This window comes from Hymenobacter lapidarius, assembly GCF_001816145.1.
Lineage (GTDB): Bacteria > Bacteroidota > Bacteroidia > Cytophagales > Hymenobacteraceae > Hymenobacter > Hymenobacter lapidarius.
The window spans coordinates 57,771-77,660 of the sequence record NZ_MDZB01000033.1; the positions used below are offsets into that span (position 1 = coordinate 57,771).

At 61.8% G+C, this 19,890-nt stretch carries 15 protein-coding genes; 5 read left to right on the forward strand and 10 right to left on the reverse strand.

Annotation, left to right across the window (positions count from 1 at the left end; translation table 11 throughout):
* Positions 1 to 25: 25 nt before the first annotated feature.
* The 3 genes from BEN47_RS01470 to katG all read right to left on the reverse strand — a co-directional run bounded on the left by BEN47_RS01470 (position 26) and on the right by katG (position 5,521).
* A complete protein-coding gene (locus BEN47_RS01470) occupies positions 26 to 1,360 on the reverse strand; it encodes a type IX secretion system plug protein (RefSeq protein WP_239691466.1) in 1,335 nt (444 codons plus the stop codon).
* A gap of 153 nt (positions 1,361 to 1,513) precedes the next feature.
* Entirely contained in the window at positions 1,514 to 2,620 is a 1,107-nt protein-coding gene (locus BEN47_RS01475; protein ID WP_070724426.1) for a porin, read from the reverse strand.
* A gap of 699 nt (positions 2,621 to 3,319) precedes the next feature.
* Complete coding sequence (katG, locus tag BEN47_RS01480) at positions 3,320 to 5,521, reverse strand: catalase/peroxidase HPI (RefSeq protein ID WP_438830491.1); 2,202 nt, start codon at positions 5,519 to 5,521, stop codon at positions 3,320 to 3,322.
* 703 nt (positions 5,522 to 6,224) lie between these two features.
* Between katG and BEN47_RS01485 the strand changes: the two genes are divergently transcribed.
* Complete coding sequence (locus BEN47_RS01485) at positions 6,225 to 6,695, forward strand: nuclear transport factor 2-like protein (protein ID WP_158010794.1); 471 nt, start codon at positions 6,225 to 6,227, stop codon at positions 6,693 to 6,695.
* A 78-nt stretch (positions 6,696 to 6,773) separates the two neighbouring features.
* Here the strand turns inward: BEN47_RS01485 and BEN47_RS01490 are convergent, their stop codons facing one another.
* Positions 6,774 to 8,684 (reverse strand): ABC-F family ATP-binding cassette domain-containing protein, encoded by a 1,911-nt coding sequence (locus tag BEN47_RS01490; protein WP_070724471.1) that lies wholly within the window; start codon positions 8,682 to 8,684, stop codon positions 6,774 to 6,776.
* 167 nt (positions 8,685 to 8,851) lie between these two features.
* Here BEN47_RS01490 and BEN47_RS01495 point away from each other — a divergent pair, with 167 nt between their 5' ends.
* The gene (locus BEN47_RS01495; protein WP_070724429.1) at positions 8,852 to 9,871 is read left to right on the forward strand and encodes an SMP-30/gluconolactonase/LRE family protein; all 1,020 of its coding nucleotides are present in this window, start codon (positions 8,852 to 8,854) and stop codon (positions 9,869 to 9,871) included.
* Between the two features lie 103 nt (positions 9,872 to 9,974).
* Here the strand turns inward: BEN47_RS01495 and BEN47_RS01500 are convergent, their stop codons facing one another.
* Together BEN47_RS01500 and BEN47_RS01505 are read right to left on the reverse strand one after the other, a co-directional pair.
* Entirely contained in the window at positions 9,975 to 10,757 is a 783-nt protein-coding gene (locus BEN47_RS01500; protein ID WP_070724430.1) for an acyl-CoA desaturase, read from the reverse strand.
* A 299-nt stretch (positions 10,758 to 11,056) separates the two neighbouring features.
* Complete coding sequence (locus tag BEN47_RS01505; RefSeq protein ID WP_125921441.1) at positions 11,057 to 13,741, reverse strand: AsmA family protein; 2,685 nt, start codon at positions 13,739 to 13,741, stop codon at positions 11,057 to 11,059.
* 258 nt (positions 13,742 to 13,999) lie between these two features.
* Between BEN47_RS01505 and BEN47_RS01510 the strand changes: the two genes are divergently transcribed.
* On the forward strand, positions 14,000 to 14,539 hold the full coding sequence (locus tag BEN47_RS01510; protein ID WP_070724432.1) for a 2'-5' RNA ligase family protein: 540 nt from the start codon (positions 14,000 to 14,002) through the stop codon (positions 14,537 to 14,539).
* Positions 14,540 to 14,559: 20 nt separating this feature from the next.
* On the opposite strand, the gene BEN47_RS01515 is transcribed toward BEN47_RS01510, so the two are convergent.
* Entirely contained in the window at positions 14,560 to 15,192 is a 633-nt protein-coding gene (locus BEN47_RS01515; RefSeq protein WP_070724433.1) for a DNA-3-methyladenine glycosylase family protein, read from the reverse strand.
* 156 nt (positions 15,193 to 15,348) lie between these two features.
* Here BEN47_RS01515 and nhaA point away from each other — a divergent pair, with 156 nt between their 5' ends.
* Complete coding sequence (nhaA, locus tag BEN47_RS01520; protein WP_070724434.1) at positions 15,349 to 16,533, forward strand: Na+/H+ antiporter NhaA; 1,185 nt, start codon at positions 15,349 to 15,351, stop codon at positions 16,531 to 16,533.
* 139 nt (positions 16,534 to 16,672) lie between these two features.
* Here the strand turns inward: nhaA and BEN47_RS01525 are convergent, their stop codons facing one another.
* The gene (locus BEN47_RS01525; protein WP_070724435.1) at positions 16,673 to 17,440 is read right to left on the reverse strand and encodes an IS5 family transposase; all 768 of its coding nucleotides are present in this window, start codon (positions 17,438 to 17,440) and stop codon (positions 16,673 to 16,675) included.
* A 119-nt stretch (positions 17,441 to 17,559) separates the two neighbouring features.
* On the reverse strand, positions 17,560 to 18,612 hold the full coding sequence (locus BEN47_RS01530; RefSeq protein ID WP_070724436.1) for a threonine aldolase family protein: 1,053 nt from the start codon (positions 18,610 to 18,612) through the stop codon (positions 17,560 to 17,562).
* Between the two features lie 230 nt (positions 18,613 to 18,842).
* On the opposite strand from BEN47_RS01530, the gene BEN47_RS01535 reads away from it, so the two are divergent.
* Entirely contained in the window at positions 18,843 to 19,118 is a 276-nt protein-coding gene (locus BEN47_RS01535; protein ID WP_070724437.1) for a hypothetical protein, read from the forward strand.
* Between the two features lie 215 nt (positions 19,119 to 19,333).
* Here the strand turns inward: BEN47_RS01535 and BEN47_RS01540 are convergent, their stop codons facing one another.
* Positions 19,334 to 19,837 (reverse strand): metallophosphoesterase family protein, encoded by a 504-nt coding sequence (locus BEN47_RS01540; protein WP_070724438.1) that lies wholly within the window; start codon positions 19,835 to 19,837, stop codon positions 19,334 to 19,336.
* Positions 19,838 to 19,890: the final 53 nt, after the last annotated feature.

Genomic DNA, 19,890 nt, shown 5'->3' on the forward strand with positions numbered 1-19,890 from the left:
GACCGCGGCGGGTTGTTAGGCCCTGCTACTGGCGGCTGTTGAAGCCCACGGCCTGGTAGCCGATGAGCAGGTCGGCGCGGGTTCCCGGCGGGCGGTAGTACACCAGCAGGTCGTACTGGTTTTCGGTCTGCTGGTGGGTGCCTTCGAAGTACACTTCGTTGGGCACGGCGCCCCGGGCCCCGGCCACGGCAAAGCTGTAGTTGTAGTAGCCCTGCTTGAGCAGGGCGTGGCCGGTGTACAGCTGCCTGCCCTCGTCGTAGGCCAGCCGGAACTCGTCTTTGAGCTGCCAGTCGGTGAGGGCGCCGAGGACGTACACGGGGCCCGGCGCGGGCTGGGCAGCCTTGAGCTGGAAGGTCACGTCCACGTAGTCGGCGTTCACGTCGCCGTTGCCGTACTCGCGGCTCTCGAACACGCGCTGGCCGTTGGCGTCCTGGTACTGGTTGTAGGCCTGGGTGCTGCGGGACGTTTCGGGCAGCAGCAGGGCCGTGGCGGGCACGGGGCGCGGGTCCACGCTCAGCACGCCAATACCGGCGGCCAGCACCGAGCGGATGTCAAAATAGCGGTACTCGCTCAGGCCGGGAAACGCGTTTTCGAACCCAAAGTACTGGTACTCCAGCCGGCGCTCGGCGTCGCGCACGAAGGTGGGGCGTAGGTTGTACTTGGCGTTGTCCCAGCGGAAGTTCTGGCGCAGCACCACCTTCACCTCCGACACCGGGTTCACTAGGTTCACGCCGGCGTAGCCGATGCCGAAATCGAGCTGCTGCAGCGTGTAGCGCTCCTCGCCGCCCACCACAATGCCGGGTTTGAGGGCCACTTGCACCTGGTTTTCATACACCAGCAGCCGGCGCGATACTACCGGCACGCCGCCCGCGCTCTGCACCACCAGCAGGTAGTTGCCGCTCAGTTTCACGCCGGGCGCCCGCAGCCGGTAGTGGTAGTAGGGCACCTTGCCGCCCACCCCAATCCGGAAATCGGTAATCAAAAACTCGTTTATCTCACTGAGAAACTGCAGGTCGGTGAGAATAGATGGCTGCCAGTTGGCATCGCAATGAATGATTTTGGCCGCGTAGCGCTGGCTTTGCTCGCCCAGCACGTCAAACTCCAGCGTAATGGCCTGGCTACGCCCCAGCGGTACCACCGGCGGCTGAAACACCTCGTTGGGCTGGCCCGTGGCTACGTAGCACTGCACACTGCGCACATCAGGCGAGTAGGTGTAGTCTTGGTAGCGCAGGGTTTTATCGGCGTAGTATTCGGGAGCCTTCTGGCCGCCAGACGTTGTTGGGCTGGTGCTGGTGATGGGCGTGCCCAGCGGCACGCAGGCGGTGGCAAGCAGGAGGGAGGCAAAACGGAAAAGGCGCATGGCGCGAAAGTACGGAGGCATACGTTGCCCCGCTCTCAGAGAGCTGGCAAAGTGCCCCCGGCAAGGGCAGTACCCGCCCCGGCCCGCCCCGCGCCCGGTGCTGCTCTGGCGTCTGCCAAGCCAAGCACTACCAGACGCATTGCCTGCCTGCCCTTACAGCGACAGCGCGATGGTGCCCGTTAGGTTGCCGTAGGTGCGGGCCGAGGGCTGCTCGGCGGCATCATACAGGGAGTTGCGGGAATTGAGCACTTTGCCTTCGAGCCGCACCAGCACGCGGCGGGTGGGGGCGTAATCCAAATTGAGAGAACCGCCCCGCACAAAGAAATCGGGCTCGGACGCCGGTGGGCCGGCATCGCGCACCACCACGCCGTTTTTGGCAAAGTAGTATTCGCCCCGCAGCGCCGCCGTAAACGGGCTGCCAGGCTGCCGGCCCAGGCGGTAGCGCAGCACCAGCGCTCCGGTGTGCCAGGAGTCGTGGTCCTGGCCGGCGCTGCGGGCCTGCTGCGTGCCAATGTCGAACAGGGCGAGCACCGAAAGGCGCGAAGTGGCCGCGTAGGTCAGGTAAAAATCGTGAAAGTAGCGGCGGCGCGCCGCCGAGTTGGTGGGCTGTTCGTTGCCGTAAAACGTGCTGGAATTGAGCAGCCAGCGGGCCGAGGGCCGCCACTGCACCTGCGTGCCCAGCGCTTTGGCCCGGTTGGTTTCGCGTATGTTCTGCCAGCCGTTGAGGGCCAGTGCGGTCAGCGTCCATTTCGGGCTGGCCTCATAGGTAAAGCGCGCTCCGGCTTCGTAGTAGGGCGAGCTTTCGGCGGCCAGCGAATGCGTGAGCGTCCAGTTGTTTTTGGAAATGGCCGACTCGAAGCCGATGTGCGAGCCGAAAACGCCCACGTCGAGCCAGGCTCGGCGCAGGGGCCGGAAGCCCGCGTAGGCTTCGTAAATGTGCTGCAGGACTTGGGGCTCGGCCGCGTAGTTGGCTTCGGGGTAGGTGCCGGCCTGCAGGCCCAGGGCACCGCGCACGCGGCCGTCGTCAAACTGGGCCCCCACCAGCGCCTGGTTCACGGTGAATTCGTTCTGGCGGTTGTGGGAGTAGAGGAAGCCGGGGCGGCGCGTGTCGGTGGGAGCTGGAAAATCCAGCCCGAAATAACCGTCTACGTAGCCGTAGAGCTGCACGGTAGCGGTAGTGTCGGCGGTGGGCAGTTGGGCAGCGACGGGCCGGGCCAGCCCCAGGGTCAGCGGAAGCAACAGGAGCAGGAGGGGTTTCATAGCGAAGCGGTGACGGCGGGGCCGTAGGTGGCGGGTTGCTGCACCCGGAAACGGGTGCTTGGTGGGGGACATTGATGAGCAAACAGGGAATAACTTCCGGTCCGGATGTACAGCTCCGCGTTTGTTTTTGCAACCTGCATTTATCGGCGTCAAAAAGCATGTAAAATTATCATTTTCCGCGGCGCCTGCAATGCACCTGGGCCGTGCCGGACGGCAGCAGGCAACCTGCTCCCCCCCAATCGGGAACTTCACCCGCGTTGGCCAGCAGCACCCTGAAAAAAACATTTCTACGTTCGGTTCCGGCTCGACGGTCGAGTTGACCAATGCTGAGTGCTGATACCCAAGTGCCCCATACAAGCGCAGTGCGCTGCTACTGGCCCGTATCAAGGGGCTTTATGAAAAATGAAACGATTTTTTCGTCGGTAGTATCCCGGCTTTGGGCTACTGCCGGCGCAAACCCTCGCAGTGGCCTTGAGGTCTGGCTGCTCCATGCTTTTTGAGGTTGTCCTACCAGTTTGCCGAAACAGTCCTGAACGGCTTCGATGGCGCTTAGCGTGCCCGTATGGGTTATGGGTATTGAATTATCAGTCATTAACAAGCCAGCGTCAACAAAAAAAGGTGGCCTTGAAAAAGGCCACCTTTTTTGTTGACATAATTCGACAACTGTTGCAGTCTAAGGACCGCGAAAGCTGCGTCTGACTATGCCCGGTCGAAGCGGCCGAGGTTCATCACCTTGGTCCACACAGCCACAAAGTCTGTCACAAACTTTTCGTGGGCGTCGGAGCAACCGTAAACTTCGGCCAGGGCCCGCAACTCGGAGTTCGAGCCGAAAATCAGGTCCACGCGCGAGCCGGTCCACTTCACGGCGCCAGTCTTGCGGTCGCGGCCGTTGAAGGTGTTCTGGGCGTCCGACGTGCTGCTCCAGGTCGTGTTCATGTCGAGCAGGTTCACGAAGTAGTCGTTCGTCAACGCGCCTGGGCGGTCGGTGAATACGCCGTGCTTGGACTGGTCGAAGTTGATGTTGATGGCCCGCAGGCCGCCAAACAGCACCGTCAGCTCGGGCGCGCTTAGGGTCAGGAGCTGGGCTTTGTCAACCAGCAACTCCTCGGCCGCCGCCTTGTGGTGGGGCTTCAGATAGTTGCGGAAGCCATCGGCGGCCGGCTCCAAGGCTGCAAACGACACCACGTCGGTTTGCTCCTGCGAAGCATCGGCACGGCCGGGGGTGAAGGGCACCGTCACTTCCTGACCCGCGTTGCGGGCGGCTTGCTCCACGCCCACGCCACCGGCGAGCACCAGCAGGTCGGCCATGGAAATCTGCTTGCCGCCGGTCTGGGCGCCGTTGAACTCGCGCTGAATGCCGTCGAGCTTTTGCAGCACCTCCGCCAACTGGGCGGGGTTATTCACTTCCCAGTTGCGCTGGGGAGCCAGGCGCAGGCGGCCACCGTCGGTGCCACCGCGCTTGTCGGAGCCCCGGTATGTAGAAGCCGATGCCCAAGCGGTAGACACCAGCTGGAACACGGTGAGGCCGGAAGCCAGAATCTTCTCCCTCAGCGCGGCCACGTCCTGGTCGTTCACAAGAGAGTGCGTCACGGCCGAAATCGGGTCTTGCCAGAGCAACTCCTCCGTGGGCACTTCCGGACCCAGGTACCGCTCTTTCGGGCCCATGTCGCGGTGGGTCAGCTTGAACCAGGCGCGGGCGAAGGCATCGGCAAACTCGTCAGGGTTCTCGTGGAAACGCTTGGAAATCACCTCATACCGGGGGTCTACGCGCAGGGCGATATCCGTGGTGAGCATGAAGGGCGCGTGCTTCTTGGCCGGGTCGTGGGCATCGGGAATGGTGCCGGCACCGCCGCCGTTCACGGGCCGCCACTGGTGCGCCCCGCCGGGGCCCTTGGTCAGCTCCCACTCGAACCCGAACAGGTTATCGAAGTAGTCGTTGCTCCACTTGGCGGGCGTGCTGGTCCAGGCGCCTTCCAGGCCGCTGGTGATGGTGTGCTCCGAGTGGCCCTTGCCGAAGCTGTTGCTCCAGCCCGTGCTCATTTCTTCGAGGTTGGCACCGGCGGGCTCCATGCCCACGTGCTCGGCGGGGCTGGCAGCGCCGTGGGTTTTGCCGAAGGTGTGGCCGCCGGCAATCAGGGCCACGGTCTCCTCGTCGTTCATGGCCATGCGGCCAAAGGTTTCGCGGATGTCGCGGGCCGAGCGCACCGGGTCAGGCTCGCCGTTGGGGCCTTCGGGGTTCACGTAGATGAGGCCCATCTGCACGGCGGCAAGGGGGGTGTCCAGCTCGCGGTCGTTGGTGTAGCGCTTGTCGCCCAGCCACTCGGTTTCGGGGCCCCAGTAAATGTCCTGCTCGGGCTCCCACACGTCGGCGCGGCCGGCGCCGAAGCCAAAAGTTTTAAAGTTCATCGACTCGAGGGCGCAGTTGCCAGCGAGCACAATCAGGTCGGCCCAGGAAATTTTCTGGCCGTACTTCTGCTTGATGGGCCACAGCAGCAGGCGGGCTTTGTCGAGGTTGGCGTTGTCGGGCCAGCTGTTGAGGGGCGCGAAACGCTGAGCACCCGAGCCGCTGCCGCCGCGGCCATCGCCGATGCGGTAGGTGCCGGCGCTGTGCCAGGCCATGCGCACGAAGAATGGGCCGTAGTGGCCGTAGTCGGCCGGCCACCAGTCCTGCGAATCCGTCATCAGGGCAAACAGGTCCTGCTTCACGGCATTCAGGTCAAGCTTTTTGAACTCGGCGGCGTAGTTGAAGTCCGCGCCCAGCGGGTTAGATTGTGCGGCGTGCTGGCGCAGGATGCTCAGCTTGAGCATGTTGGGCCACCACTCGCGGTTGGTGCGGCCGCCGCCGGCGCTTTGCTTCACCGCGCCGCTGCTGAAGGGGCATTGGGCTGCCGGCTCGTTCATCTCAAACAGAATGGAGTTTTCCGGAGGGAGGTCGTGCAAGTTGTTTTTCATCTTAGATTGATTTTTTATGTCGTCCTGTTTTGCGAGTTCTGAGAGTCGAAAATGGAGTGTTCCGGTGTAGTGGTCAGCCTATCCGAAAGAATTGGAAATTCGATGAAGCTGGATTTAGTCCGCTCGGAAAACTTGGCTTTAGGCAAATTTACAACTACGCTTTTCATAATCAAAATTGATTTAATTAATTGTTTTATAAGCACAGATTATACTTGGCGAAGAATTAACCTTGAACTGCTATGGCTACATTGGCCAATTGCCTGAAGCGTGTTTTAGCCAGCTTATGATGCAAAGAGTAGCCATTTCGATTCTGGAATTGGTAGTTACGCTCGGCGCTTTAAAAACGGCCGGTTCAGACCTTATCTTACGAATCAAGATTAATTGCAATAAAAAATTGGATGGTAAAAAGTAAGGCATAGATTTGCGCACCTCGAAGCTTATACATTTAAGTATTGCCATTGCTTAAAGATGCTTTGACTTGGTGCCTTGTTCAACCGCTTTGAGTTTCTTTCAAAAACCGCCCACGCACTTTCAGGTAACCTTCAAATTCAGTCAACCTCATATGAAAAACATGATTACCCCAACGCTGATTCTTGCAGCCCTGTTATTTGCGGCTGTAGAGTTGCCCGTGCAGGCACAAACAAAAGCTCCCGTGCCACCTCGCTACAAGGACGTAGTGGGCGAAAACCCCACCGCCGACGCGGACATCCAGGTGGTCACGAACTACCTGAACCAGCTGGCTGCCGGCAACCTCGACAAAGCCAAAATGCTCCTGACGGATACCTACCGCGGCTACGGCCCGGCGGCCACCGATTCGGCCACCCGCGACAAAGTAATGGCCCAGTGGGAGCAGCGCTACAAGACGCAGCTGAACCGCAAGGTGCGCTTCGAGGGCCAGACGGCCTTTCAGGTGAAAACCGGCCGGCTGCGGGGCAACTGGGTGTCTACCTGGGGCGAATACACGTTCACGGACGCCGGCAAAACCCTCAAAGCGCCGTTTCAGCACATTGCGCACGTCACGAAAGGAAAAATCGACGTCGACCGGACGTACGTCGACAACCTGAGCCTCACCCTGGCCCTGGGCTATAAGCTAACGCCTCCTGCCGCAACGACGGCGAAGTAGTCCTTCGTTGCTATTAACCAAAAAGCTCGCCCACAACAATAGCTATGGGCGAGGCTTTTTGGTTGATTCCGCTTATCCCTACACCTCCGCCAGCATTTCCCACCGGTCGTTTAGCTGCATCAGTTCCTTTTTTACCTGCTCAAATTTCATCGTCGCGTCTTTCAACTGCGCCGAGTTTTCGTAGATTTTCGGGTCGGCGAGCTGCTTTTCGTAGCCGGCCAATTCCTTCTCCAGCGTGTCAATTTTAGCTTCTACCTCGGCCAGTTCCTTCAGGGCTTTTTTCTGGTCGGGTGAAGTAGTTTTGGCGGGCGACGCGTCGGCCTTTTTCTCTTCCTTGGGCTGGGGCTTCGGGGCCGAAGGGCTGGGCAGGCCGGCTTTTTTGGCGGCCTTTTCGCGGTCTTCCTGCCACTGCTCGTACTCAGCGTAGGTGCCGGGGTACTCTTTCAGCTGAAAATCCTCGATGTACCAGATTTTGGTGGCCACGTTCTCCACAAAGAACCGGTCGTGACTGATGACGATGAACGTGCCCTGGTACTGCTCCAGGGCCTGAATCAGGATGTTTACCGACACCATGTCCAGGTGGTTGGTCGGTTCGTCGAGGAGCAGGAAGTTGGCTTCCGAAATCAGGGTTTTGGCCAGGGCCACGCGGCTTTTTTCGCCGCCGCTCAGCACCTTTATTTTCTTGAAAACCTCCTCGCCCGTGAACAGGAACGAGCCCAGCACCGAGCGCAGCTCCATGTCGTTGCGCTTCGAGCCGGCCTCGCCCATCTCCTGCAAAATCTCGTTGTCGAGCGTCAGCGACTCCAGCTGGTGCTGGGCGTAGAACGACATTATCACGTTGTGGCCCAGCTGGTGCTTGCCGGCGGTGGGGGCTTCGGTGCCGGCCACGAGGCGCATGAGCGTCGATTTACCTTTGCCGTTGGCCCCGATGAGCGCGATTTTATCGCCCCGCTCAATGTGCACGTTCGTGTCGCGGAAAATCAACTTCTGGTCGTACTTCTTGGTCACGTGCTCCATGCGGAGGATGTGGCGGCCGGGCTCAATTTTGAAGGTGAACTTCATGTTGATTTTGGCCGCGTCGCTGGCCACGTCCTCAATGCGCTCCAGCTTATCGAGCGCTTTCACGCGGCTCTGGGCCTGCTTGGCCTTGCTGGCCTTGGCCTTGAAGCGCTCAATGAACCGCTCAGCGGCCCGGATTTGGGACTGCTGGTTCTCGAAAGCGCCTTTTTGAATGAGGTTGCGTTCCTCCTTTTCCTCCAGGTAATAGGAGTAGTTGCCGGCGTAGGGCACCAGCTTGCCGCCAGTCACCTCCACGGTGGTGTTGGTGGTGCGGTCGAGGAATTCGCGGTCGTGGCTCACGATGATAACCGCGCCCTCGTAGTCGGCCAGGTAGTTCTCAATCCACTTGATACTGGGCAAGTCCAAGTGGTTGGTCGGTTCGTCGAGGAGCAGGAGGGAGGGTTGCTGCAGCAGGATTTTGGCCAGCATCACGCGCATGCGCCAGCCGCCCGAAAAGGACTTCAGCGGCTTGGTGAGCTCCTCGGTGCTGAAGCCCAGGCCTTCCAGAATCTCCTCTGCGCGGGCCTGCATGGTGTAGCCGCCCAGCGCCTCAAACCGCTCCTGCATGGTGGCCAGTTTGTCGACTAAATCATCGGAATAATCGGTTTCGAACAGCACCAGGATGTCGTCAATCTTCTGCTGCAGCTCCAGCGCTTCCTGGAAGGCCTGCATGGCCACGTGCAGAATGCTTTCGTGCGTGTCGTAGCTTAGCAAGTCCTGGTTGAGGAAGCCCAGGCTCACGTCTTTGGCCATCGAAATGCTGCCGCCGTCGGCTTTGTACTCGCCTACCAGCAGGCGCAGCAGCGTGGACTTGCCGGTGCCGTTGAGGCCAATGAGGCCGATTTTGTCTTTGGGCTTGATGTGCAGGCTGGCGTTGTCGTACAGTGCACGGGAGCCAAAGTGGAAGTCGAGGTCGGAAATGGAAATCATCTGGTCAGCGGTATTGGGGGGCAAAGGTACGGCGCCCGCTTGGGCCAGCCGACCAAAAAACAAGGCGGTCCGATTTCATAACCAAAAAGCCCCGCCGCCTGTATAAACCGTGTTCCTACACGAATGCGTTTTAAAACGCGGTTTTCCTCCCCTTTTTTATTCTTGATATGTCAAAATTTGATTTATCCGCCCAGGTGGCGGCCGCTGCTCGCCGCGTTGTACCCGTTGCTTTTCTAGGCCTTGCGTTGCTGTCGTCCTGTTCCGATGACGACGATGCCGTGACCACCCCGGCAGCACCCGCCACCATCACTTTCACGCAAGCCGGTCTGTATCCGGAAGGTGTGCAGTACGACGCGCCGAACAAGCGCTTCCTGGTGACTTCGCTAGCTACCGGCAAAATCGGGCAGGTACAGGACGACGGCACCTACAGCCTGTTTGCCGACAACCCAGCGCTGGTCTCAACCATTGGCCTGCACATCGACGGCAACTTACTGCTGGTGGCCGTGTCGGACCCCGGCGCTAACCCCGCCCGCACCAGCCCCGCTACCCAGCGTAAGATGGCCCACCTGGCCATATACAACCGCGACACCCCTTCGAACACGCCCGTGGTGCTGGACCTCGACGCCGCCAGCCCCAACCACCCCAACCACTTCGCCAACGACATCGCCGTGGACGCCCAAGGCAATGCCTACGTCACCGACAGTTTCGCGCCGGTGATTTACAAGGTAACGCCCAATAGGACGGTGACCGTGTTTCTGGACAATACCCAGCTGACGGCCCCGGCCGGCATGTTCGGCCTCAACGGCATTGTGTATCACCCGGACGGCTACCTGCTGGTGGCCAAGTCCGACAACGGCGCCATCTACAAAGTGCCGCTGAACAACCCGGCCGGTTTCACGCAGGTGGCCATCTCCCAGAACCTCGCCGCCGCCGACGGCCTGCTGCTGCAAGACAACAACACGCTGCAGGTGGTGAGCAACGCCCAGGCCCGCGTGTTTCGCCTCGTCACCACCAACGGTTTTACCGCGGCCACGCTGTCGGGAACATTCGTGACGCAGCCGCAGTTTCCCACCACCCTCGCGCGCCGCGACGGTACCAGCTACGTGCTTTACGCCAACCTCGACGCGCTGTTTTCTGGCCGGACGCCGGCCGTGAGCCAGTATAGCATCAATCGGGTCGACTTTTAATAAGCTGACCTTTGTGCCAAAAAAGCGGCCGCTTCCCATGGGAAGCGGCCGCTTTTTTGGTTTTGGGCTGTCGACTGATGCCACTATCGGCACTGAGCAGGTGCTACCGGACCAGCGCGGCCTGGGCATTGGCCGCGGCCGTTTCCTGTGCGGCAGCCTTCAATTCCCGTAGCTTGATAACGCCCAGCTTGTCCATGGTCCAGATGACGGGGTAGGAAGGGTCGAGCTCCCAGCGTTTCACGCCGAAGTTGACGCGGCTGGGCAGCTTGTGGTGGTTGTTCTGGAACAGCTCGCCGCCGGTGAGGAAGTCAAAAAATAGCGAATTGCGGCTCTTGTCGTTGTTGTCGAAGTTCTGGTAGCCGTATTTGTGGCCGGCCCAGTTCACAATGGCGCCGTGCACCGCCCCCATGCTCAGGTGAATGGGCAGGAGCAGGTATTGCCACCAAGCCGTGGCGAATTTGACGTAAAACAGCACGTACACCGCTCCCCAGCCCACCCGCGAATACCACTTGTTGCCGAACTCCTCCAGTGAATTCCAAACCGGATAGTTGCCCTGGAAGCGCTGGGCGGCCACCGAGGTGCCTTTCACGCACTCCTGATAAATGCCCCGCGTTTTCCACATCATGGTGAAGGCGTTGGTGCTGTTATGGGGCGAGTGCGGGTCGTTGGGCGTGTCGGAGTAGGCGTGGTGCATGCGGTGCAGCAGCGCGTAGGCCCGCGGCGACATAAAGCTGCTGCCTTGCGTGAGGTAGGTGAGCACGAAAAACAGCCGCTCGGTGAGCGCACCCATCGTAAACATGCGGTGAGCGGCGTACCGGTGCTGGAAAAACGTCTGCGTGAACAGCGACAAATACCAGTGCGCGGCGAAAAAAATCAGGATAATCATAAGCAGTGGCGGCAAAGCGGGGCAGATGTAGAAGCAAGCACCTCCAGTCTGGAAATGTTCAGGTTGCAGCGCCGTAAGATACGGCCAATTGACCCGGCAACCGGACGCGGCTGGCGCGCGTTGGCACGTAGCTGGCGCGCGTTGGCGACGCGCTGCCGACTGGCGCCGAGCCTGCGGCTCGAGGTGGAACGAAGCGCGGCCGCTCCCTGATAAATGCTTGCCCGAGCCACAGGCTCGGCGCCAGTCGGCAGCGCGTCGCAGACGCGCGCCAGCCGTAACGTCCAGAAACTACTTGGTAGCTACTTGGGTAGCGGCGCTTCGTCCTTGCTTTCGCTCAGCTTCTGGGCCAGGGGCTGGGGCACGCCCACATTGTGGAACAAGCCGCTCACAATGCCCTGGCGCCAGAGCGTGAACACCGAGAAGCGGGGCTCGCGGGTACTGGTCATCTCCCCCGTCACCACCCGGCCGCCCTTGCGCGGGTTCTGGTCGCGGATAACCACCGCGTTCACCACTTTCGACTTCAGCCGGCTAAACAGGGTCTTTTTAATTTCCTCCTGCTTGTAGCTCAGCAGCGACAGCTCCAGACCCGAGTATTCGGTGGTCATCGTGCCCGTCACGCCTTTGCGGTCGGCCTGCAGGTCGAAGCGCAGCCGCCGCACCTGCCCGCTTTTGAACTTGACCAGCCGGGTGGGCACGGTCATGGAGTTGAGCATGGCAAACGGGCCCGGCCCAAAGGCGCCCCACACGCGGTGCCGGCCCCGCGGGTCGAGCAGGTACATCGACACCTGCGCATCGAGCCGGCAGCGGTTCTGGAGGTAGGTGGTGGCGCGGCCGGTGAGCGGCGTGGCGGCAGTCTGCCGTTTCCGGTCGTTGCTGAGGTTGTAGAAGCTGCCCGTGAAGCGGTTGATGCTCAGGGTGCCGGGCGTGGGCGTGAGCGGGCTGCGGTATTTCGAATACAGGTTGCCGTTGCGGAGGTCGAACCGGCGCACGTCCACTACCACAGGCAGTTTAATCATCTCCTCGGGCGATATTTTAGACCAGTTTGGGTTGATGGACCCGCGGCCGTCGGAGGCAATTGTCACCACCGGGCTTTGGGCCACCACCCGCGCCACGCGCACATCGGCCCGCCGCACCAGCCCGGCAAAATCCAGCCCGGAAAAAGCCAGCGACGCCAGCTTGATGGTGACGGCCGGGGCCTGGTAGCCCTTGTGCAGGTTCATGCCCACCGCCGAATACTTGGGCGTGAGGGCCATTTGCTCAAACTGGAAGGTTTTGGCGTCGGTGTCCAGGCGGGCCCGCTGGCTGCTGGCGCGGTAGTAGGGCGGGTCAAACGGCGCGGCGATGAGCCCGGAGCTGGCCTGCCAGGCGCGGGCGTAGGCAATGCGGCGCGGCTCCAGCGCGGCCAGCGAGTCGATGCGAATGGCCCGGCCGGTCAAATTCAGGCCATGTACCTCGGGCGAATGGCGCAGGCCCCCAATCCGCAATTCGGCGTTGCGCACGCCCAAGTGCGCCAGCTCCGTGCGCCGCGCCACAGTTAATAGCATTTTCCACACCGGGGGCGGCGATTTAGCCGGAGGCGTAAACTTCAGCTTAGCACCTTCCAGCAAAAGGTTCTGAGCTTGAAAAAGCTGCCGCTGCTGCAGGGCCGCGGCATCGAAACCCGTCAGGGCCAGCTGCGGCAGCGTGAGGTCAACCTTCACCGTCCCCGCAGGCCCTTGCCCAGGCGTCGGCGGCCGGATGCGCACCGAGCGCAGGCTAAACGTGCCGGCTTTGGTGGACAGGTGCAGGCTTTCCAGCGTCACGGCGTGGGCCGCCACGGTGGCGTTGCTGCGGCCCAGAGCCACGTCCCAGGCTCGGGCAAACAGGATGCTTCCGGCCCCCGGTACCAGCGTCGAATCGAGGTGCAGGGCGGTGCCGCTTACGGCAATGTCCCGAACCGTAGGCTCCCCGACGCTGCCTTTCAGGCGCAGGTACCCCCGGCGCACCGCCACATGAGCCAAATCGACTTGCCGCAAAAAGGAAGAGCCTGATTTTGAATTCTGTGTGGAAGTGCCGGGCAGCGTAGCGCTAAGCTGTGGCCCCTGTAGCAGCAGCGAATCTGCCTGAAAACGGCGCTGGCGCAGCTTCGGTGCGTCGAGGCCGGTGAGGCGCAGCCGCGCAAGCATCAGGCTAACCTGGGGCTGTGTAGCTGTTTGGGGGTCAGTGGGCCGAATGCGCAGCGAATCCACCAGCAGCAACTTCCCGGCCGTGGCCAGGTGTAGCCCCGCCACGGCCAGCGCGTGGCCCGACGCCCGGCCCTGGCCGCGAAGCACCCGCAACCGCCAGTCGGCCGCATAAGCCAGCCGCTGCGTGTCGGCCGCTCCGGCCGCACTGATGAGCAGGCCCTGGGCGCTGAGGTCGGCGCGCTCAAACTGCACCGTGGTTCGCGCTTGCGGCAGGTAGCTGGCCCGGGTGTGAAGCAGGCCGACGTAGCCAATTTCGATGCCTTTGAGTTGCAGCGGCAGCCGCTTGTGCAGGGGCTGGCCCGCATTTTTGGTTGGCTTCGATGCCAATGCCAGCACCTCTATTCGAGTGGAATCCAGCACTACGCTGTCGATGGGCACCACGCCCTTGCGCAACAGCGCCAGCAGCCCAATGCCCGTCACGTTCAGCCGGGCCACATCAAGGCGGACGCGCGGCAGCGTATCGGCTACCTGGGCGGCGGGCCGCAGGCGCACGTTTTGCAGCCGGACGGCCCGTTGCCACAGGCTGGTGTGCAGCTCGCCCACTTGCAGGCGGTACTGGCCCTGGGTTTGTTTGGCTACCTGCTTTTCTAGCGTGCGCCGCAGCCAAGGGTCCAGAAACTGCAGGGCCACCAAGGCCAGCAGCACCAGTCCCAGGCCGCCCAGCACCCAGCGCACCCACCGGCGAGGAGCACGGGTGGGTGCCCCCGTTAAGGGCGACGAATGAGCAGCAGAGTTGGCGGTAGCAGGCGTATCGGACACGGAAACAGGGGCGAGGATTGGGTAACGGCAAAGGCCCCGCCGAGGGTTGTGCTTTGAGCGGCGATGTAGACAAAAAGCCGCACTCACTCGACCAGCCCGGCAAATCAGCGGGGTGCGCAAGCCGAAGTATTTGCCTGCTCTGCGCCGGGTAATGGGTTGGTTCTGGCCCGGTTCGGCTGCGCGCCCGCTGGCTGCGGCCCGGCCCCGGCAAGTGCGTGGGCACGCCAACTCTGCGGGGCCTTCACTAGTTTAGCCCCTATGTACGCCATTACTTCGCTGCTCAACCCCCGCAACGCCAGCCGCATCAATCGCATCGTGAAAGGCCTGGAAACCCGTTTTGGCCTCGACGATGTGCAGGACACCCCCGACCCGCACCTCACCTACCTGCTCACGGCCACCCGGCGCCTCATCGACCTGAAGGAGGTGCTGGCAGAAGTAGCCGCCACCACCCCGCCATTTTCGGCTTATACCACGGGCCTGGGCGTGTTCCCGGGCAAAAATCCGGTTATCTACATCCCGGTGCTGCGCTCCAACGACCTGAACCTGCTGCACCAGCGCGTGCTCGACGTGACTGCGCCGCTCTGCCGGGCCAGCCAGTACTACCAGCCCGACCGCTGGCTGCCGCACCTCTCCCTGGCCCTGCACGACACCACCCCCGACCTGCTGGGCCCCGTACTCGGCCACCTCAACCAGGAAACCTACAACCTGCGCCTGAACGTGAATAACCTGGCCATTATGCGCAAAAAAGGGGAGCTGTTCGTGTGCGAAGAAGTGTTTGAGCTAAGCGGTAAGCCGTAAATGCCCAGCTTGGCCCTGGCTCACGCCGTGGGCGGAACCTGGGTGCCGTTGTCCAGCGACTGCCACAGGTACTTACAGGCCAGCGTGCGATACGGCCGCCAGCTTTCGGCAATTGCCAGCATGCGTTTTTGCAGCGCGCGGCCGGTTTCTACCAGGCCGTAGAGGCGGCGCATGGCATTCTGCACCCCCAGGTCGCCTTCGGAAAACACGTCGGGTTGGTCCAGGGCAAACATCTGGAGCATCTGCGCCGTCCACCGGCCCACGCCGCGAATGGCGGTGAGGTGCTGGGTAAAGGCTTCCTCGTCGAGGCTGGTGAGGTGCCCATAGTCGAGCAGGCCCTGCTCGTTGTAGGTGGCAATGGCCTTGAGGTAGCCCGCTTTTTGGCGCGACAGGCCGGCGCTGCGCATTAGGTCCTCGTCCATCTGCAGCACCTCGCGGGGCTCGGGGTATCCCTCGGGTGGAAACAGGCCCTGGAACCGTTTCCAGATAGCCGCCGCCGCTTTGGTCGAAATCTGCTGGCTCACAATGGCGCGCAGCAGCGCGAGGTACAGGTCTTCGTGCGGTCGGGGCTGAATTTCCCGGCCTCGGGCAATCAAACCGCCTAGGAGCGGGTCGGTGCTGGAGAGGTGCTGAATGGCAATCTGATTAAGCATGTAAAGGGGGCGTATGATGAGCGCAGGAGTATTTTTTTGATGCGGTATACGGTCGTGTTCCGCACAAAGAAGTCCCCGGCTTGGCGGCGGCTTCGGGGACCTTTTTCGCCGTGGGCCGCTGGTTGGGTAAGTGGGCTGGGTTACCTTTGTGGGTCTATGCCAATCCGCCGAATACTACGACCTGTCCGTGAATTATCCGAAAGTGGGAAGCTAGCCGGGCTGCTCCTGATTCTGGCCACGGGCGTGTCGTTGCTGCTGGCCAACAGCGTGATAGGCACGAGCTACGTTGCTTTGTGGGAGCAGCACGTGGGATACGGCGCGCTCAACAAATCTGTCAGCCACTGGGTAAACGACGGCCTGATGGCTGTCTTTTTCTTCCTGGTGGGGCTGGAAATTAAGCGCGAGGTGCTGGATGGGGAACTAGCGGAGCCTCGGCAGGCCATGCTGCCCGCGCTGGCGGCCGTGGGCGGTGTAGTGGCCCCCGCGCTCGTGCACCTGGCGTTTACCAATGGCACCCAGGGTGCCTCGGGCTGGGCCATTCCCACCGCCACCGACATTGCTTTCTCGCTGGGCATCCTGGCCTTGCTGGGCAAGAGAGTGCCCCCCAGCCTGCGCATCTTCCTCACCGCCCTGGCCATTATCGACGACCTGATGGCGGTGCTCATCATCGCCTTTTTCTATTCGGGTAGCCTGAACGTGGCGTACCTCGGGGCGGCGGGCGTCATTCTGGCCTTGTTGGTGCTGCTCAACCGATTGAAAGTGCGCACGCTGGCTCCCTACCTGGTGCTCGGGCTCGGGCTTTGGTTTTGCGTGCTGGAGTCGGGCATTCACGCCACCATTGCCGGCGTGCTACTCGCCCTCACCATTCCCCTGGAACGCATCGAGAACATCGAGCAGACCCTGCGGCGGCCCGTCAACTACGTCATTCTTCCGCTGTTTGCGCTGTGCAACACGGCCATTGTGCTCAACGGAAGCCTAGTTCCTAACCTGAGCACGCCGCTCTCCCTAGGCATCGGGCTGGGGCTGCTGCTTGGCAAGCCCTTGGGCATTGTGGGCGTGGTGGCCTTGCTGGTGCGCCTGAACATGGCCAAGCTGCCCGCCCACGTCAACTGGAAGCAGATGGTGGGGCTAGGCTTCACGGCCGGCATCGGCTTCACCATGGCCATTTTCATTGCCACCCTGGCCTACCGCGACCCCACCGCCATCAACTTGGCTAAGCTGGCTGTGCTGCTCGGCTCGCTTGCTTCAGCAGTGGTAGGGGCCGCTATCCTGGGTTTTACCAACAACAAGGACGCCCCGCCCCAGCTGGCGCAGGTGAGAGAGCAGGAGCAAGCCTTTTAAAAGCCGCCGGAGCAATCAAATAACCCAGCAGAAGTAGCCGTGGCTAAATACTCGTCATGCCTCAACTTCGCGGACGCCAGATGAGCATGATGGGCTAATGGAATGCCGTCAACGGTGAGCCGCGAGTTCTTAAAGCCTGTTAAAATTTTCGAATAAGGTGTCGAATACTGGACAAATACAAGGTAGCTTCGGCGCTGCTGGTTTCGCATTCGTAGTCGCGGCTTAAGCGCCGGTCCCAGTGGAGCCAGCTGATGGAGCGCTCGACGACCCAGCGGGTGGGTTGGGGGGTAAAGCCGCCGCGGCCCGTCAGGCCGGGGGCTGTTTCCAGCCGCCAGCCGCAGTGGGCCCGGACCCATTCAGCCAAGGGCCGGCCGTCGTAACCGGCGTCGGTTAGCACGAGCTTTATCCGCTTAAAACCTTGTCGATTAAGTTTTTCCAGCACGGCGCGGCCGCCGGTCCGGTCGTTCTCATCGGCCGGCCCCACGTGGGCGGCCAGTAGCCGCCCGCCCGTGTCGACGGCGAGTTGGCGCTTGCGGCCCTGAATCTGTTTGTGGCCGTCGAAGCCCTTCTCCAGCACGCCACGTTCGCTGCACTTGACCGATTGCGCGTCCAGGATGGCCACGCTGGGGCTGGGCTGGCCCGAGGGAGCCGACTGCTGGCGGTCCTGCTCAACGAGTACTTGATTGAGGCCTGCCCAGTGCCCGTCGGCCTGCCAGCGGCGGAAGTAGTAAAAGCAAATCGGGTAGGGCGGAAAGTTGTGGGGCAGCAAGCGCCACTGGCAGCCGGCCTTGGTCAGATAAAGCAAGGCGTTGACAATGAGGCGCAACGAATACTTGCGGCGGCGGGCAACGGGCAAAATAGTTTCCATAACTTGCCACTGGGAATCAGTCAGGTCCGTTTCGTACATCTTTGGTCGGATGAAGAAATTACGGTAACCTGGCTGGTTTCTTTTTGTCTAACAGCTACTTGTAAATTTTAACAGGCTCTTAGCCTCTGCGACTTCTTCGGAACGGCATTAGCCCAAGCTTACGCTGGCTGCGCAACCTGCTGCAGGGCGGCCTCCACGCGGGCCAGGCCGGCATCGTCCACGTCGAGGTGCGTCACGAAGCGAATCCATTGCGGGCCGAAGCTGCTGGCCTTGATGCCCTGCTGCTCCAGCGCGGCCAGGAATTCGGCGGCGGGCTGGCTGTCGTGCAGCCGGAAGATGACGAGGTTGGTTTCGGGGTTCAGCACGTCGCTCACGTAGGGCTGCTGGCGGAGCACTTCGGCCAGGCGCGCGGCGCGGCGGTGGTCGTCGGCTAGGCGCGCCACGTTGTTTTCCAGCGCGTAAATGCCGGCGGCGGCAAGGTAGCCGGCCTGCCGCATGCCGCCGCCCATCACCTTGCGGATGCGCTTGGTCTTCTGAATAAAAGCAGCCGAGCCCAGCAGCACCGAGCCCACCGGCGCCCCCAGGCCCTTGGAGAGGCACACCGAAATCGAATCGAAGAGCTGGCCGTAGTCCTCGCCGCGCTGGCCCGTGGCCACCAGGGCGTTGAACACCCGGGCGCCGTCCAAGTGCCGGGCCAGGCCGTGCCGCTGGGCTACGTCGCTGATGGCCGCCATGTCGTCCCAGCTGTAGCAGCTGCCGCCGCCGCGGTTGTGCGTGTTTTCCAGGCACACCAGGCGGGTGGTGGGGTAGTGGATGTTCTGGGGCCGGATGGCGGCTTCCACCTGCTCGGCCGTGAGGCGGCCGCGCTCGCCGACCAGCAGGGCCACCGAGGCGCTGGAGTGGAACGCGATGCCGCCCACTTCCCACAGGTACACGTGGGCCGTTTGCTCGCAAATTACCTCGCTCAGGGGCTCGGTGTGGGCCTTTATGGCAATTTGGTTGGTCATGGTGCCCGAGGGGCAAAACAAGCCGGCTTCGAGCCCAAAGCGGGCGGCGGTCATTTCTTCGAGGCGGCGCACGGTGAGGTCTTCTTCGTACACATCGTCGCCGACGGGCGCGGCCGACATGGCCGCGAGCATGGCCGGGGTGGGGCGCGTCACGGTATCGGAGCGCAGGTCAACGGGGGGCAGGGAAGTGATTTCGGCAGTCATGAGGCAAGAAAACGGACGGAATGCAAAAGGAGGAAAGCGGGCCACAGCTTCCAGCCGCTGCAGCAGGAAGCCGGCAGCCCGACAAAAGTAGCGCCCGAAGCTGCCCCGTGGCTACTACCTCAAATACGCAGTAATTCAGCAAAATGCCTCATGGGCTTGCACTTTCAAAATGAAAGCCTTACTTTTGCCCTCCGTTTCGTAAGCCCCAAGACTCTAACTAATCCGGCACCATGTCCGTTACCCGCCTCAAGCGCAAGCACCGCAAAAACATTGCCCGTGCCAACAACAAAAAGCACATCATCAAGGAGCTGCTCCGCACGCCCGTTCTGAAAAACGTTGATTTGGAAGAACTGAAGTCGCGCTTCACCACCAACGGTGGCGTTTCGGACTCCGCAGCTGCTCCCAAAACCGCTGCCAAAGCGAAGAAAGAAACGGCTGCCGACACCCCTGCCGCTTCCGACACCGCCGAAGCCCAGCCCGTGAAAGAAAACGGCCAGGAAGGCTAGTCCCCCAAGCCCAAAATCGCGCTTTACATAAGCCCGTTGCCGCAAGCTGCTTACTCATTTTAGCAGCCCGCGTCAAAAGCATACAACTGCGACAAGCCCCGTTACCTGTGATGCAGGCAGCGGGGCTTGTTGTCTTTGTTAGAGTGGGAGTAGAGGGTTGACTGGTTGCGTCTCTACCCCCCCCTATACTAACCTGCAAGCTCCCTAGTGTACCCTTAGCTGGCCCGCGGCCCCAGCTCTACGGCTTGCATGTCCACCACTTTCCCCGCCTCGATGCCAAACCGCAGCAAGGTGCGCACCTTATGAAAGCCGTGCCGGCCAGCCGCGCCGGGGTTCAGGTGCAGCAGGCCCAGGGGCTTGTCCGGCATCACGCGCAAAATGTGGGAGTGGCCCGTGATGAACAGGCCCGGCCGGCTGGCGGCCAGCAACGGCCGGGCGGCCGGCGCGTAGTGCCCGGGGTAGCCGCCAATGTGGGTGATGAGCACCCGCAGCCCGTCAATTTCGAAATTCTGCACCAAAGGTTGGGTCCTGCGCACGTCCGTACCGTCGATATTGCCGTACACGCCCCGAAACCTTGGCGCCAACGCCTGCAACTCGTCCACCACGCGGGTATCGCCGAAGTCACCGGCGTGCCATATTTCGTCGCAATCGCGCAAATGGTGCGCAATCCGCTCGTCGAAGTAGCTGTGGGTGTCGGAAAGCAGGCCAATGCGCGTCATGCTGCAAAGATGCGGCCGGCCGGCAAATCGGTGCGCTCCCGTATCTTGCAGCC